Below are 14,416 nucleotides of genomic sequence, written 5' to 3'. Positions count from 1 at the left end.
GTGACGGACGAAACTTACCTCTCCAACCAACCAGCCAACTCACGGCGGACCAGAATCTCATAAAGGGTCATAGCGTCCGGAGTTGAGTTCAAACAACTCAAATGGACAAAATTATTACCGCCGGCGGAGATAAATTCGGCTTTGCCCCGAATGGCGATCTCCTCGACGGTTTCCAGGCAATCCGCGGCAAATCCGGGTGTCAGCACGGCGATGTTCTTCACCCCCTGCCCAGGCAGAGTCTTCAAACTGTCATCGGTTGCGGGGCCCAGCCACTTCGCGCGCCCGAAACGCGATTGAAATGTCACGCGAACTTCCCGACCCAAGGCTTCCGCCAGCAACCGCGCGGTTTCCACGCATTGATCGCGATAGGGGTCGCCCAGCAACCGCGTCCGCTCCGGCATGCCATGGAAACTGGCGATCAGCAGGTCGGGCGCGAAATCCAGCGCGGCCAGTTGCGCCAGCGTGGAGGCGCGCAGCGCCTCGATATAGGCCGGGTCGGCAAAATAGGGCGCCAGCGTTCGAACGGCGGGTTGCGCCCGCATCTTGCCCAGCGCCGCATAGGCAGCGTCCAGCGCCGTCGCAGTCGTCGCCGCGCAATATTGCGGATAGAGCGGCGCCAGCAGGATACGGTCGCATCCAGCCGCCGCCATCGCCTCCAGACGGGATGCAATGGACGGATTGCCGTAACGCATCGCCCAGTCCACCGTCAGTTCCGGCAGACGCTGTTGCAGGGCAGTCGCGGTGGCGCGGGTGTGGACCGCCAGCGGCGACCCTTCCTTCATCCACACCTGGCTGTAGGCATGGGCCGATTTGCGCGGACGCGTCATCAGGATCGGACCGCGCAATATCGGCTGCCAGAGCCATTGCGGAATCTCGACCACGCGGGGATCGGACAGAAATTCCTTGAGATAGCGCCGAACCGACGCCGCATCGGGCGCGTCGGGCGTACCCAGATTGATGAGAAGGATGCCGGTTCTGCCCATTATCCCTCCATCAGCGGCAGATTGCGAAAGCGCCGCCCAACCGTGGTGAACAGAGCATTGGCGACAGCCGGGGCAACCAGTGGCGCGGCCACGTCGGTCAGACCAGCGGGCGACGCCGTGCTGCGGATCAGTTCGACCGTCACCTCCCCCACATCACCCAGCCGCGGCAGCCCCATGCGGCCGAGGATCGCGCGCGTCGGCATCCCCTTCGCATAGGGGACGGACGCGCCCATGGCATGGGCCAGGCCGTGGATCAGGCCGCCTTCAATCTGCTGCCGGGCGATATCGGGGTTGACCTGTTCCCCGCCATCGACGGCAGCAACGATCCGCCCGACCTGCAATTTCCCTTGCGAAATCCCAGCCTCCACCATGATCGCGATAAAGGCGCCACCCATCACATGCGCCGCCAGCCCCTGCCCGCTGCCTGCAATCCCGCCTTGCCAGCCGCCCATGGCGCCGACCGTTGTCAGGCAATGGGCCAGGCGCGCATTGCTGCCCAGCATCTGGATGCGGAAGGACATCGCCTCCATCTGCGCCTGATGCGCCAGCTCGTCCATGAAACTTTCGGTGAAGAAGGCGCCGTGCATATGCGCATTGCCCCGCGTGAAACCGAGCGGCAGGCCGGTCGCGGCGGGGAAGTGATCCACCGCCCAGTTCGGCACGGCATAGGGCAATTCCATGCCCGCCACCGCCAGCCGGGTCGAAACGCCCCCCACCTCGGCACTGGCCTCGTGCGGCAGCTTGCCATGGGCGATACGCGCCCAGGTTTCGGTCATGGCGCAAGGCGCGGCGACCTTGGCCGACCAGCCCTCGATCGCGCCGTTGCGGCCGATCTTCCCTGCCATGCGGGCAAGGGCGGGGGCGCTGGGCCGGTCCTGAATCACATCCTCCAGCCGCGACCAGAGCAGTTGCACCGGCCGCCCCATCTCGCGGGAGAGGAGCGCGGCCTGCACGCCCGCCTCGAAATCCATGCGGCGTCCATAGCCGCCGCCCGCATGCAGCGGATAGAGCGTCACCGCCCCCGCCGACAGCCCCAGCGCCTTCGCAATGGCCCCCCGCGCAAAGCCGGGGGCCTGCGTCGCCATCCACACTTCCGCCGCATCCTCCGTGATCCGCGCCGTCGCGCTCATCGGCTCCAGCGCCAGATGCAGCCCCGGCCGGACCCGATATTCGCCGGTGACGACCGCCGCCCCGTCGAACGGCTTCAGATCGCCCTGCGCATAAAGCCGTTCGCCGGACGAGCTGGAAAAGGCCTGTTTCAGCGCCGCGTCGATCCCCGCGCTGTCCACCGGCTGGCCGGAAAGCGCGAAGACCGGATCGGCCAGATCCAGCGCCTTGTTCGCCGCCCACCAGTTGCTGGCGACCGCCGCCACCCAGCGGTCCCGCCGGATCAGCTTCAGAAAGCCGGTGACGGACTTCGCTGCGCCCTCATTGACGCTTTTCAGCACCGCGTCACCGATCGGTCCCTGCCGGATCGATGCGAACACCATATCGGGCAGGCGGATGTCGGCCGAGAAATTATGGCTGCCGTCGATCTTGGACGGGGTGTCGAGCCGGGGCAGATCCTGCCCCGCCAGCCGGTCCACCTCCCCCTGACGGAAGGGCAATATGTCGGGCAGGTCGTAGGTGGCGGCATCCTCCACCACTTCGCCCAGTTTCAGCCTGCGCTGCCCGCCATCGGAAATGATGCCGTCCCGGATGTCGCAGCTTTCCCAGGCCACGTCCCACCGCGCCGCCGCCGCCTTGCACAGCAGCACCCGCGCCGCCGCACCTGCCTCCCGATAGGCCTGATGGAACATGGGGAGAGAAGTGCCCGCCCCCGTCAGCATCAGCGCACGCCGCGTCGCATATTGATCGATGGTCCATTCGCCCGCGCCCCCGGCAAGGCGGCTCCAGTCATTGGCCAGCCATTCGCGCGCCAGCAGCGTGTTGGCGTATAGCGGGCCGACCGGCGCGCTCTGCACGCCCACGGTGCGCCAGTCAGCGCCCAGTTCGTCGGCCAATATCTGCGGCAAGAGGGTGCTGATCCCCTGCCCCATCTCCGTCTGCGGCACGATCACGATGACCTGCCCCGCTTTGTCGATCTTGAGGAAGGCGTTGAAGGCGGTTTCGCCGGGGGCCGTGTTGAGATTGGGACGATAGGAGCGCGGCCATACCCCCCAGGCCAGCAACAGCCCGGCCGCCGCGCCTCCGCCGATCAACAGCGTGCGCCGGTTCAACCCCTTCTCTGTCTGCTGACCCTGCTTCCGCGGTGCGCGCCCCATATTCCCGCTGATAAAGAGGCTTGGAAGCTCTGGAAAGCCCTATTGCGCGCTGACGGGCGCAAGCCGGAGGCGACGTATCTCGATCACCGGGCAGCGGTCCATCACCACCTTCAGCCCCGCCGCCTCCGCGCGGGCGGCAGCCGCCTCATCCACCACGGCAAGCTGCATCCAGACTGATTTCGCGCCGGCGGCTATAGCATCGTCCACCGCTTCGCCCGCGGCCTCACTCCGGCGGAAGATGTCGACCATGTCGATCGGCACACCGATGTCCGACAGGCGCCCCCAGACGAATTCGCCATGGACATGCTCGCCCGCAATCTACGGATTGACCGGCAGGACGCGATAGCCATGGTCCTGCAAGCTTTTCATCACGCCATAGCTGGGCCGATCCGGCCGGTCGGAAATGCCGACCAGCGCGATGGTGCGGGTTTCATTCAGCAGATCGGCGATATCCTGCGCTGCGGTCAACGGCATGTAACGGCCCTCCATATGCTGTCCCACATGGGAAAGACGCAGGGCGCGCGCAAGCCGTTCCCTCAGCGGGGACTTCCCTTGAGCCACTCCACCACCTTCTCCGCAATGGCGCGGAAAGCAGCGCCATGCGCATCGTCACCCGCCGCCAGAGGATCGCCGGCATCCGAACGCCGGCGAATATCGATGGCGAGCGGAATGCGGCCAAGGAAAGGCATGCCCATTTCCCCGGCGGCGGCTTCCGCACCGCCCTGACCGAAGGGATCGGATACTTCTCCGCAATGGGGGCAGGCATAGCCCGCCATATTCTCGACCAGGCCGATCATCGGCACATGGGTCTGCTCGAACAGGCTGACCGCGCGGGTCGCATCGATCAGCGCCAGATCCTGCGGCGTCGAGACGATGACGGCGCCGGCCGGCTTGTGCTTCTGCACCATGGAAAGCTGCACGTCGCCGGTGCCCGGCGGCATGTCGACCACCAGCACCTCCGCCTCGCCCCAGTCCGCATCGATCAACTGGGCAAGCGCATTGCCCGCCATCGGCCCGCGCCATGCCAGCGCCTTGCCCGGTTCCACCAGATGCGCCATCGACAGCATCGGAATGCCGAAGGGGCTTTGCACCGGGATAAGCTGCTTGTCTTTTGCCTGGGGCTTGCGGTCCTCGCTCGCCATCAACCGCGCCTGCGAGGGGCCGTAGATATCGGCGTCGACCAGTCCGACCCGCACGCCCAATCGTTGCAACGCAACCGCCAGATTGGCCGAAAGCGTCGATTTGCCGACCCCGCCCTTGCCGGAGGCGACGGCAATGATCTTCACCGCCTCCTTCTTCTCTGGCCCCTTTCCTCCTGTCGAACGCTCGGCGGTCATGGCGATGCGCACGTCGCTCACCCCCGGCACGGTCAGCGCGCCCTCGCGGATCGCGGCGGCCACGGCGTCGCGCTGTTCAGGCGACAGGCCCGCCACATCCAGCGCCAGCGACATCACGCCATCCTTCATCCGCGGCGCGCTGGCGCGGCCATCGGTCAGCGTTTTCAGGCGGGCGGCAAAATCTTCAAGCTCGGTCATGGGGCAGCCCTGTAGAACCTATCGCCTCCCCGCGAAATCCCTTCAGCGACATCATTCGAAACAATAATCGTTGCGAAGGGCACTGTTTTTCGCGGAAGAGCCTTCCTATAGAGGAGCGATGAACAGAATTTTCGGGTGGATGCCCCGCATTGCAAGCGCCATGACCCAGGGTCCCTGGGGTGGCAAGGGCGACGGGCCGGACGGACAGGGCGGGGACGGTGGACGCGAAGGCGGTCCGCGCAATCCCTGGACGCAACCGGGCCGTCCCTCCGGTTCCAAGGGGCCTTCCGCGATCGAGGAACTTCTCCGCCGCAGCAAGGAAAGCTTTGGACAGGGCGGCGGCTTCGGCAATCTGCCGCCGCGGCCTACCGGCCGGACGCTGTGGCCCGCCGCCATCGGCATCCTCGTGCTGCTGTGGCTGGTGCTGACCTGCTTCCATCGCGTCGGCCCGCAGGAACGCGGCGTCGTCACCCTGCTCGGCAAATATAGCCGTACCCTCTCACCCGGCATCAGCCTGACCCTGCCCGCGCCGTTCGAAAATGTGACGACCGTGGATGTGGAGGAAATCCGCACCATCGACATCGGATCGACCCGCGCGGAAAGCGAAAATCTGGTGCTGACCGGCGACCAGAACATCATCGACCTCGCCTATTCGGTGCGGTGGAACATCCGCAGCCCGGAACTCTACCTGTTCCAGCTGTCCGATCCCGACGCCTCGGTCCGCGAGGTCGCGGAAAGCGCGATGCGCTCGGTCGTCGCCAGCGTCAGCCTGGAGGACGCGCTGGGCGCCGGCCGTAGCGAGATCGAGCAGCAGGTCGAACAGCGCATGCAGGAAATCCTCGACGGCTATAAGTCGGGCATCCGCGTGCAGGGCGTCGCGATCAAGCAGGCCGACCCGCCGACCGCCGTCAACGACGCGTTCAAGGCCGTGTCCGCCGCGCAGCAGACCGCCCAGACCTATCTCAACGAAGCCCGCGCCGCCGCGCAGCAGGTGACGGCCAAGGCGCAGGGCGAGGCTGCCGCCTTCGACAAGGTGTATGAGCAGTACAAGCTCGCGCCCGACGTAACCCGCCGCCGTATGTATTATGAAACCATGGAGGGTGTCCTGGCGAACGTCGACAAGACTATCGTCGAAAGCGGCAATGTGACGCCGTTCCTGCCGCTGCCCGAACTCAAGCGCCGCGCACAGGCGGCGACCGCCCAGAACGGGAATACGACCGAGGGGGGCCAGTGATGCAGACCCTTGTCCGTCATCCCGTCGCGCTCGCGCTGCTGGCCATCGCCGCGTTGCTGCTGATCGGCAGCACCATCGCCATCGTGCCCGAAACCAAGCAGGGCGTGATCGTGCGCTTCGGCGATCCCAAGAAGATCATCAACCGCTATCGCCCGAATGAGGATTTCGGCAAGACCGGCGCGGGCATCATCCTGCGCTGGCCGTTCATCGATCAGATCGTCTGGATCGACAAGCGCGTCCTGTCGGTCGAGATGGAGCGCCAGCAGGTGCTTTCCACCGACCAGTTGCGCTTGCAGGTCGATGCTTTCGCCCGCTACCGCATCGTCGATCCGTTGCGCATGTACATTGCGGCGGGCAGCGAGGAACGCGTGTCCGACGCGCTGCGGCCGATCCTGGGCTCCGCGCTGCGCAACGAACTGGGCAAGCGTCCCTTCGCGGCCCTGCTCTCGCCCGAGCGCGGCCAGGTGATGGACAATATCGAGGCGGGGCTGAACCGCGTCGCCCGCCAATATGGCGCGCAGATCGTCGACGTGCGGATCAAGCGCGCCGACCTGCCCGATGGCGCGCCGCTGGAAAGCGCCTTCACCCGCATGCGCACCGCGCGGGAACAGGAAGCGCTGACCATCCGCGCCCAGGGCGCCAAGCAGGCCCAGATCATCCGGGCCGAGGCTGACGCCAATGCCGCGCGCATTTATTCGGAAAGTTTCGGCAAGGACGCGCAATTCTACGATTTCTATCGCGCGATGCAGGCTTATCGCTATACATTCGCGCCGGACAAGCAGGGATCGACCAGCATGGTCCTGTCCCGCGACAATGATTTCCTGAAGCAGTTTCAGGGACGCTGATACATCAAAGGCGTTGATTGGGCGTTGATTTCATTACGGAACCCGCGCCATTCAATGACGGTTAAGGCAAGGCGGCGCATCCCGCTCTCTTCGCAGAGTCCCGCCTTTCCTTCGCCAAGTTCATGAGAGGACCGTCACGAGTGCGTTACGCTTATGCCATTACCGGCGCCCTGCTGCTCGGCGGCACCGCCATTGCCGTCACCACCAGCTCCCATGTCGGGGCGCAGGTCGCCCAGAATGAGGGCATGCAGGCCGCCGCCCCCGCCGGAGCGCCCGCCAGCCTAGCCGATATGGTCGAAAAGCTGCAACCGGCCGTGGTCAACATCTCGACCAAACAGCGCGTGCAGGTGCAGAACCCCTTTGCAGGCACCCCCTTTGGCGATCTGTTCGGCCAGGGTCAGGGCGGCAAGCCGCAGACCCGTCAGGCGCAGTCGCTGGGTTCGGGCTTCATCATCTCGGCTGACGGCTATATCGTCACCAATAACCATGTGGTGTCCGCGGGCGCGGAGGGAGCCACGGTGGATTCGATCACCGTCACCCTCACCAACCGCGAGGAATATCCCGCCAAGCTGATCGGCCGCGATCCCGCGACCGACATCGCGGTCCTCAAGATCGAACCGAAAAAGGCCCTGCCCTTCGTCAAGTTCGGCGACAGCACCAAGGCGCGCGTCGGTGACTGGGTGATCGCCATCGGCAACCCCTTCGCGCTTTCGGGCACGGTGACGGCGGGCATCATCTCCGCCGTGCATCGCGGCACCGGCGGCACCTACGACAAGTTCATCCAGACCGACGCATCGATCAACCAGGGCAATAGCGGCGGCCCGATGTTCGACATGCGCGGCAATGTGATCGGCATCAACAGCCAGATCCTGTCGCCCTCGGGCGGCAATGTCGGCATCGGCTTCGCGATCCCGTCCGAACAGGCGCAACCGATCGTCGAAACGCTGCGCAAGGGGCAGGCCGTCAAGCGCGGCTATCTGGGCATCCAGATCAGTCCGCTGGGTGAAGATCTGGCCGATTCGCTGGGCCTCGCCAAGAATCGCGGCGAATTCGTGCAGGGCGTCGAACCCGGCAAGGGCGCGGACAAGGCCGGGATCAAGGCGGGCGACGTGATCGTCAGCGTCGCGGGTCAGGAAGTGACGCCGGACCAGAATCTCTCGTCCATCGTCGCCAACCAGCCGATCGGCGGGCGCGTACCGATCGTGCTGCTGCGCAACGGCCAGCGCCAGACGGTGACCGCCGTGGTCGGCGAGCGTCCGTCCGAAGATGAGCTGAACGCCTTTGCCCAGCAGCAGGACGATGATTTCAGCCAGCAACAGCAGCAGGACGATCAGTCCGGCAACAGCCAGGCAACCCGGCAGTCGCTCGGCATCTCCGCCATTCCGCTGACCTCGAACATCATCCGCCAACTCGGCATCGCGGCCGATACGCGCGGGATCGTCATCACCGCCGTCGACGGGTCGACCGATGCCGGTGCCAAGGGCCTGCGCCGGGGCGATGTCATCATCACCGCCAACAACCGCCCGGTCGCCAGCCAGGCGGAACTGGATGCGCAAGTGAAGGCCGTATCCGCTCAGGGCCGCACCGCGATCCTGCTTCAGGTGCTGCGCCGGGGCCAGCCCGCCGTCTTCCTGCCGGTGCGCCTGCGCGACAAATAAACGGCTGAAACGCCTTTAATCGGATATTTGGGCCGATCGTTACGGGTCGCGCTTGCCGGAGGTGCCAACTCCCCGTTAAACGGGAGAAGACGGACTCCGGCGAGCGCGGCCCGCAGCATTTGAGGAGCATGACGCAGATGAGCGACGGCATTTTCATCGGCCTTGGCGCACCGGACAAGGATGGCGGCATCCCCCAGATGCTCAATCTGCGCAGGGCCAATCGTCACGGCCTGATCGCGGGCGCGACCGGCACCGGCAAGACGGTGACGCTGCAGGGCATCGTCGAAAGCTTCTCCGCGCTGGGCGTCCCGGTTTTCCTCGCGGACGTGAAGGGCGACCTGTCCGGCATTTCCATGGCCGGTTCCCCCACAGCGAAAAATGCCGACAAACTGGTCGAGCGCGCCAGAGAAATCGGCGTCGAAAATTACAGCTATGCCGATAATCCGGCCATCTTCTGGGACCTGTACGGCGAACAGGGCCATCCGGTCCGCACCACCGTCAGCGAAATGGGGCCGCTGCTGCTCTCCCGGCTGATGGGCCTTAACGAAACGCAGGAAGGCGTGCTGTCCATCGCCTTCAAATATGCCGACGAACAGGGGCTGCTGCTGCTTGACCTGGGCGATCTGCAATCCATGCTCGCCTATTGCGCGGAAAATGCCGACACCCTCTCCGCTCAATATGGCAATGTGACCAAGGCCAGCGTCGGCGCGATCCAGCGGCAACTGCTCCAGCTTGAAAGCCAGGGCGGCGACCATTTCTTCGGGGAACCGGCTCTCGACATTCACGACATGCTGAAGGTCGACGACAAGGGTCGCGGCTATGTCAACATCCTGGCCGCCGTCAAGCTGATGCAGAGCCCCAAGCTCTACGCCACCTTCCTGCTCTGGCTGCTCAGCGAACTGTTCGAAACCCTCCCCGAAGTGGGCGACCCCGACAAGCCCGTGCTCGTCTTCTTCTTCGACGAGGCGCACCTTCTGTTCGACGACGCGCCCAAGGCGCTGACCGACAAGATCGAGCAGGTCGTCCGCCTCATCCGCTCCAAGGGCGTGGGCGTCTATTTCGTGACGCAGAACCCGATCGACATTCCCGAGGATGTGGCCGGTCAGCTCGGCAATCGCGTCCAGCACGCGCTGCGCGCCTTCACCCCCCGCGACCAGAAGGCAATCAAGGCGGCGGCGGACACCTTCCGCGTCAATCCGGACCTCAATGTCGAAACCGCGATCACCGAACTGAAAGTGGGCGAGGCTTTGGTGTCGCTGCTTCAGGAAGACGGCTCACCCGGCATCGTCCAGCGCACGCTGATCGCCCCGCCGCGCTCGCGCCTTGGCCCGGTCGATGCCAAGGAACGCGCAATCATCCAGTCCATATCACCCTGCGCGGGCAAATATGACACGACCGTCAACCGCGAATCCGCGCAGGAAATCCTGGCCGCGCGGGGTCAGGCCGCCGCCGCGGCAGCCCAGGCCGCTCAGGCGAAGGCCGAAGCCGACAAGGCCGCCGCCGCCCAGGCCAAGGTCGAGGCCAAGCAGCGCGAAGCCCAATTGAAGGAACAGGCGCGGCAGGACGCCGCCGCCGCCCGCGAAGCCGCCAAACCATCCGGTTTCGACAAGGCGATTCAGTCCGCCACCCGCTCCGCTGCCTCCTCTGTGGGTCGTCAGGTCGCCAATGAACTGGGCCGCGCGGTCTTCGGCGGGTCGAGCCGCAGATCCTCCGGCGGAATTGCGGGGCAGTTGGTGCGGGGTATTTTGGGCAGCCTGTTCAAATAAGCGCGGGAGAAACGCCATGCATATCGGAAAGCCAGTCATCGGCATAATGGGTCTGGCGCTTGCCCTGCCCCTTCATGCCCAGGATTATCGCGACCTGCATCGCGCCGCCGACGCCGCCATCGTCAGTGACGTCGCCCGCGACCGTCAGGCGGAACGCGATGCCAAGCGCCAGCCCTATACCTCGCCCGGCTATGGCCCGATCCATACGGCGGCGGCGGCCCGCAACGCCTGCATCGCCAAGGCGCAAGAGGAGGCTGGACCGGGCACCCGCGTGCTCGGACGCCCCTTCGCCAGCACCATGGCGACCGGCTGGGAGGTGGAAGGCCAGGTCGGCCCCTTTGGCGACCGGCGTTCCGTGCCCTTCGTCTGCTCGGTGCGCAACGGGTCGGTAAGCGGGATCATGTTGCAGCCTGATCGTTAAACATCTGCGATCATGTCGATAGGCGGAGCATCACCGCCCCAAATATTGCTGTGCCATTTCTCTACCGGCACGGTTGCGGGAGTCATTGTGCAAACGCTAAGGAGAGGCCATGCATAGCCCCTCCAGTCCCCGCCACCCGCTAAGCTTCGGCGATTTCAGGGCCTATCTGCTGGGACGGCTGGCGTCGGTGCTGGCCCAGTACGGCATGATGGTGGTGCTGGCATGGCAAGCCTATAATATCGCGCGCGAAACCATGAGTACGGGCGGCGCCTCGGCTCAGCTGGGCTTGATCGGCCTGGCCCAGTTTCTGCCGCTTTTCTTCCTGACGCCCGTGACGGGCTGGGTGGCCGATCATTTCGACCGGCGCCTGATCTCCCGCTTCACCCTGCTGCTTCTGGTGGTCGCATCGGGCACCTTGGCCTTCGCGACCTATGAGGGCTGGGTCAGCCTGCCGCTGATCTTCGGCATCGCGGCGATTGTCGGCATCGCCCGCGCCTTCAACGGCCCGGCCTATAGCGCGCTGGCCCCCAATCTGGTGCCGCGCGAAGTGCTGCCCAATGCCATCGCCATTTCCAGCGTGGTCTGGCAGACGGGCATGATCGCCGGGCCGGCGCTGGGCGGCTATGCCTATGCGTTCCAGCCCTGGGGCGCCTATGCGCTGGCATCGGGGCTGTTCGCGCTGGCGCTCCTCTGCATGCTGATGATCGGCCCGGTGCCGCAGCCGCCACGCGACACCAGCCGCCATCCGCTGCGCCAGATGATCGACGGCTTCACCTATGTCCGCACCAATCGGCTCGTGCTGGCCACGATCACGCTGGACCTGTTCGCCGTGCTGCTGGCGGGGGCGACGGCGCTGCTGCCCGTCTATGCCCGCGACATATTGCATGTCGGGTCGGAAGGGCTTGGGCATCTCGCCGCCTCCCCCGGCATCGGCGCGGGCGTCACCGCTCTCTTCTTCTCCTTCCGCCCGATGAGGACGGAGGTGGGCCTGAAAATGCTGGGCGCGGTGATCCTGTTCGGCATCGCGACGATCGTCTTCGGCTCCACCGCCTTCCTGCCGCGCGCCATCGCACCGACGGTCGGCATCACCGCCCTGATCCTGCTGGGGTCCGCCGACATGGTGTCGGTCTATGTCCGCCAGTCGCTGATCCAGCTCCACACCCCCGATGAGATGCGCGGCCGCGTGTCCAGCCTGTCGCAGCTCACCATTTCCGCCTCCAACGAACTGGGCGAGGCCGAATCCGGTTTTCTCGCCGCTCTGGTCGGGCCGGTCGCGGCAGTGATCGGGGGCGGGATCGGTGCGATCCTCATCACCCTTATCTGGGCGAAGCTCTTTCCAGAGCTGCGCCTTGCCCGTACCTTCGACCCACCTGAAATCCTACCCGAACAAAGGGCGGCCGAATCCACCCAGGAGAAAGCGCAATGAAGGCATCCAGCATTTTGGAAACCATCGGCAATACGCCGCACATCCGCGTCAGCCGGCTGTTCGGCGACGCAGAGGTGTGGATCAAGTCCGAACGCTCCAATCCCGGCGGGTCGATCAAGGACCGAATCGCCCTGTCGATGATCGAGGCGGCGGAGGCTTCCGGCGATCTCAAGCCCGGCGGCACCATCATTGAGCCGACCTCGGGCAATACCGGCGTTGGTCTGGCCATGGTCGCGGCGGTCAAGGGATACAAGCTGATCCTGGTCATGCCCGAAAGCATGAGCGTGGAACGGCGGCGCCTGATGCTGGCCTATGGTGCCAGCTTCGACCTGACGCCCCGCGAAAAGGGCATGAAGGGCGCCATCGAACGCGCGCTGGAACTGATCGACCAGACGCCCGGCAGCTGGATGCCCCAGCAGTTCGAAAATCCCGCCAATATCGCTGTCCATGCCCGCACGACGGCGCAGGAAATCGCCGCCGACTTCGCCGGCGCACCGATCGACGTGCTGATCACCGGCGTCGGCACGGGCGGCCATATCACCGGCACGGCGCAGGAACTGAAGAAGCTCTGGCCGAACCTCAAGGTCTATGCGGTCGAACCCGCGCTCTCCCATGTCATCAGCGGTGGCCAGCCCGGCCCGCACCCGATCCAGGGCATCGGCGCGGGCTTCATCCCGGCGAACCTGCATACCCAGCTTCTGGACGGCGTGATTCAGGTCGAAGCCGCCGACGCCAAGGAATATGCCCGCCGCGCCGCGAGCGAGGAAGGCATGCTGGTCGGCATCTCCTCCGGCGCGACGCTCGCCGCCATCGCCCAGAAGCTGCCGGAACTTGCCGCGGGGAGCCGCGTTCTGGGCTTCAATTATGACACCGGCGAACGCTATCTGTCGGTGCCTGATTTCCTGCCCGAATAAGGCGCTTCCGGAACAGGCATGACCGACGTTTCATCCACCGACCGGCTGCGTCGTTCGACGTGGCTCCTCTGGCTCGTTCTGTTCGTCGGTCTGCCCGCCATGGTCGCGACATGGGAAGCCCGCTCGCCTTCCGCGGCGAAACGGCCCTCCCCCATCGTCGCGGCTGCCGGCCTCAAGCGGCCTGCGACACCGCCACCGTCGGTCGAGCCGGTCGAGCTTTATGCGCTCGACCGGAATCAGGCGCAGGCGTTCAACGCCGCCATACCCTTTTCCCACCTGCCCAATCCGGCGGCGCGCCCCTTCGTCTTCGCCGGTTCGGAGAATGATCTCGCCCGCGCCACCGACTGTCTGGCAGCCGCGCAACTTTACGAGGCGGGCGACGATAACACAGGCGAGCGGGCGGTGGCGCAGGTCGTGCTGAACCGCGTGCGCCACCCCGCCTTCCCCAAGACCGTCTGCGGCGTCGTCTTCCAGGGGCAGGAGCGCGCCACGGGTTGCCAGTTCACCTTCACCTGCGACGGTGCGCTCGCCCGCACGCCAACCCAGGCGGCCTGGGAGCGGGCGCGGGAGATCGCGAAGTCCGCGCTGGCGGGCAAGGTCTACAAGCCAGTCGGCTATGCCACCCATTATCATACCGACTGGGTCGTGCCCTATTGGAGCGGCAGCCTGGACAAGATCACATCGGTGGGCACGCACCTCTTCTTCCGCTGGCGCGGCTGGTGGGGAACACCGCCCGCCTTCCGACGGACCGGCGAGAATGGCGAGCCGCTGATCGCGCGCATTGCCCGCCTGTCCGTGGCGCATCAGGGCAGGCCGGATGCGGGCATCCTGCCGTCTGCCGCCCTGCTTGCCGGCGGCGCAGTGAACGAACTGGCCGCCCGGCCGCAGCAGGCGATCGGGGCGGACTCGCTGGGCAAGATGATGGCCGGGGTCAGGCTGATCGCGATTGCGCCGGGGGCGAAGAGCTTCCTGGTCGAGTTGGGACGAGGTGCGACGCCGGACAGTTGGCCGACGCTGGCGCAAACCTTCTGCGCCGGGCGGCCGGAATGCCGGATCATGGCCTGGCGCGTCGGCACCGCGCCGGGGGGACTGCCGCTGTCGGGCGATCAGATGGAAAGCATGGCCTTCGCCTATATCCACAATAGCGCGACGGGGTTGCAGCGAGCGCTGTGGAATTGCGTCCAGACGCCGCGCGACAACAAGGAAGAGTGCATGCGCCAGCGGGTTCCCGTGGCGACCGCCTCCGCAACGCCTCCCGCCGAGCCGGAACTCAGCGGCGTGCGGCGCAAGGAGCGGTTCGAAACGGTGAAGATCGCACCGCCGTCAGCTCCCGTCGCCCAGATGGTGGTGCCGCCCGTCAAACCTTGAGG

The 14,416-nt window shown here is 65.8% G+C and carries 11 protein-coding genes and 1 pseudogene; 8 read left to right on the top strand and 4 right to left on the bottom strand.

Annotated features, from left to right (window positions below; translation table 11 throughout):
* Positions 1-14: 14 nt before the first annotated feature.
* The 4 genes and pseudogenes from hemH to HUK73_RS00285 form a co-directional block, all read right to left on the bottom strand.
* Positions 15-983 (bottom strand): ferrochelatase, encoded by a 969-nt coding sequence (hemH, locus tag HUK73_RS00300; protein WP_176590116.1) that lies wholly within the window; start codon positions 981-983, stop codon positions 15-17.
* Positions 983-3,247, bottom strand: coding sequence for a molybdopterin cofactor-binding domain-containing protein (locus HUK73_RS00295; protein ID WP_176590115.1), 2,265 nt, complete (start codon positions 3,245-3,247; stop codon positions 983-985). The genes hemH and HUK73_RS00295 overlap by 1 nt, the downstream gene beginning before the upstream one ends.
* A gap of 39 nt (positions 3,248-3,286) precedes the next feature.
* Positions 3,287-3,721: pseudogene (locus tag HUK73_RS00290) on the bottom strand (CoA-binding protein).
* A gap of 62 nt (positions 3,722-3,783) precedes the next feature.
* Positions 3,784-4,782, bottom strand: coding sequence for an Mrp/NBP35 family ATP-binding protein (locus HUK73_RS00285; RefSeq protein WP_176590114.1), 999 nt, complete (start codon positions 4,780-4,782; stop codon positions 3,784-3,786).
* Between the two features lie 118 nt (positions 4,783-4,900).
* On the opposite strand from HUK73_RS00285, the gene hflK reads away from it, so the two are divergent.
* From hflK to HUK73_RS00245, 8 genes are all read left to right on the top strand, one after another.
* Positions 4,901-6,016, top strand: coding sequence for an FtsH protease activity modulator HflK (gene hflK / locus HUK73_RS00280; protein WP_176590113.1), 1,116 nt, complete (start codon positions 4,901-4,903; stop codon positions 6,014-6,016).
* Positions 6,016-6,861: a protease modulator HflC gene (hflC, locus tag HUK73_RS00275; protein ID WP_176590112.1), complete on the top strand. Its 846-nt coding sequence runs from the start codon at positions 6,016-6,018 to the stop codon at positions 6,859-6,861. Before hflK ends, hflC begins: the two co-directional genes overlap by 1 nt.
* A gap of 140 nt (positions 6,862-7,001) precedes the next feature.
* Positions 7,002-8,519 (top strand): Do family serine endopeptidase, encoded by a 1,518-nt coding sequence (locus HUK73_RS00270; RefSeq protein WP_176590111.1) that lies wholly within the window; start codon positions 7,002-7,004, stop codon positions 8,517-8,519.
* Between the two features lie 137 nt (positions 8,520-8,656).
* Positions 8,657-10,285 carry a helicase HerA-like domain-containing protein gene (locus HUK73_RS00265; RefSeq protein ID WP_176590110.1) on the top strand — a complete coding sequence of 543 codons (1,629 nt, stop codon included), beginning with the start codon at positions 8,657-8,659 and terminating at the stop codon, positions 10,283-10,285.
* A gap of 16 nt (positions 10,286-10,301) precedes the next feature.
* Positions 10,302-10,706: a hypothetical protein gene (locus HUK73_RS00260; protein WP_218036400.1), complete on the top strand. Its 405-nt coding sequence runs from the start codon at positions 10,302-10,304 to the stop codon at positions 10,704-10,706.
* A gap of 109 nt (positions 10,707-10,815) precedes the next feature.
* Positions 10,816-12,132, top strand: coding sequence for an MFS transporter (locus HUK73_RS00255; RefSeq protein ID WP_176590109.1), 1,317 nt, complete (start codon positions 10,816-10,818; stop codon positions 12,130-12,132).
* On the top strand, positions 12,129-13,046 hold the full coding sequence (gene cysK / locus HUK73_RS00250; RefSeq protein WP_176590108.1) for a cysteine synthase A: 918 nt from the start codon (positions 12,129-12,131) through the stop codon (positions 13,044-13,046). Before HUK73_RS00255 ends, cysK begins: the two co-directional genes overlap by 4 nt.
* An 18-nt stretch (positions 13,047-13,064) precedes the next feature.
* On the top strand, positions 13,065-14,414 hold the full coding sequence (locus tag HUK73_RS00245) for a cell wall hydrolase (RefSeq protein WP_176590107.1): 1,350 nt from the start codon (positions 13,065-13,067) through the stop codon (positions 14,412-14,414).
* Positions 14,415-14,416: the final 2 nt, after the last annotated feature.

The organism is Sphingobium sp. EM0848, assembly GCF_013375555.1.
In the GTDB taxonomy this organism is placed as follows: domain Bacteria; phylum Pseudomonadota; class Alphaproteobacteria; order Sphingomonadales; family Sphingomonadaceae; genus Sphingobium.
This window is presented reverse-complemented; position numbering and strand designations above follow the sequence as displayed.

Bases quoted from the DNA above. Each gene is read 5' to 3' on its own strand.
- hemH (WP_176590116.1), bottom strand. From the start codon at position 983: ATGGGCAGAACCGGCATCCTTCTCATCAATCTGGGTACGCCCGACGCG.
- HUK73_RS00295 (WP_176590115.1), bottom strand. From the start codon at position 3,247: ATGGGGCGCGCACCGCGGAAGCAGGGTCAGCAGACAGAGAAGGGGTTG.
- HUK73_RS00285 (WP_176590114.1), bottom strand. From the start codon at position 4,782: ATGACCGAGCTTGAAGATTTTGCCGCCCGCCTGAAAACGCTGACCGAT.
- hflK (WP_176590113.1), top strand. From the start codon at position 4,901: ATGAACAGAATTTTCGGGTGGATGCCCCGCATTGCAAGCGCCATGACC.
- hflC (WP_176590112.1), top strand. From the start codon at position 6,016: ATGCAGACCCTTGTCCGTCATCCCGTCGCGCTCGCGCTGCTGGCCATC.
- HUK73_RS00265 (WP_176590110.1), top strand. From the start codon at position 8,657: ATGAGCGACGGCATTTTCATCGGCCTTGGCGCACCGGACAAGGATGGC.
- HUK73_RS00260 (WP_218036400.1), top strand. From the start codon at position 10,302: ATGCATATCGGAAAGCCAGTCATCGGCATAATGGGTCTGGCGCTTGCC.
- HUK73_RS00255 (WP_176590109.1), top strand. From the start codon at position 10,816: ATGCATAGCCCCTCCAGTCCCCGCCACCCGCTAAGCTTCGGCGATTTC.
- cysK (WP_176590108.1), top strand. From the start codon at position 12,129: ATGAAGGCATCCAGCATTTTGGAAACCATCGGCAATACGCCGCACATC.
- HUK73_RS00245 (WP_176590107.1), top strand. From the start codon at position 13,065: ATGACCGACGTTTCATCCACCGACCGGCTGCGTCGTTCGACGTGGCTC.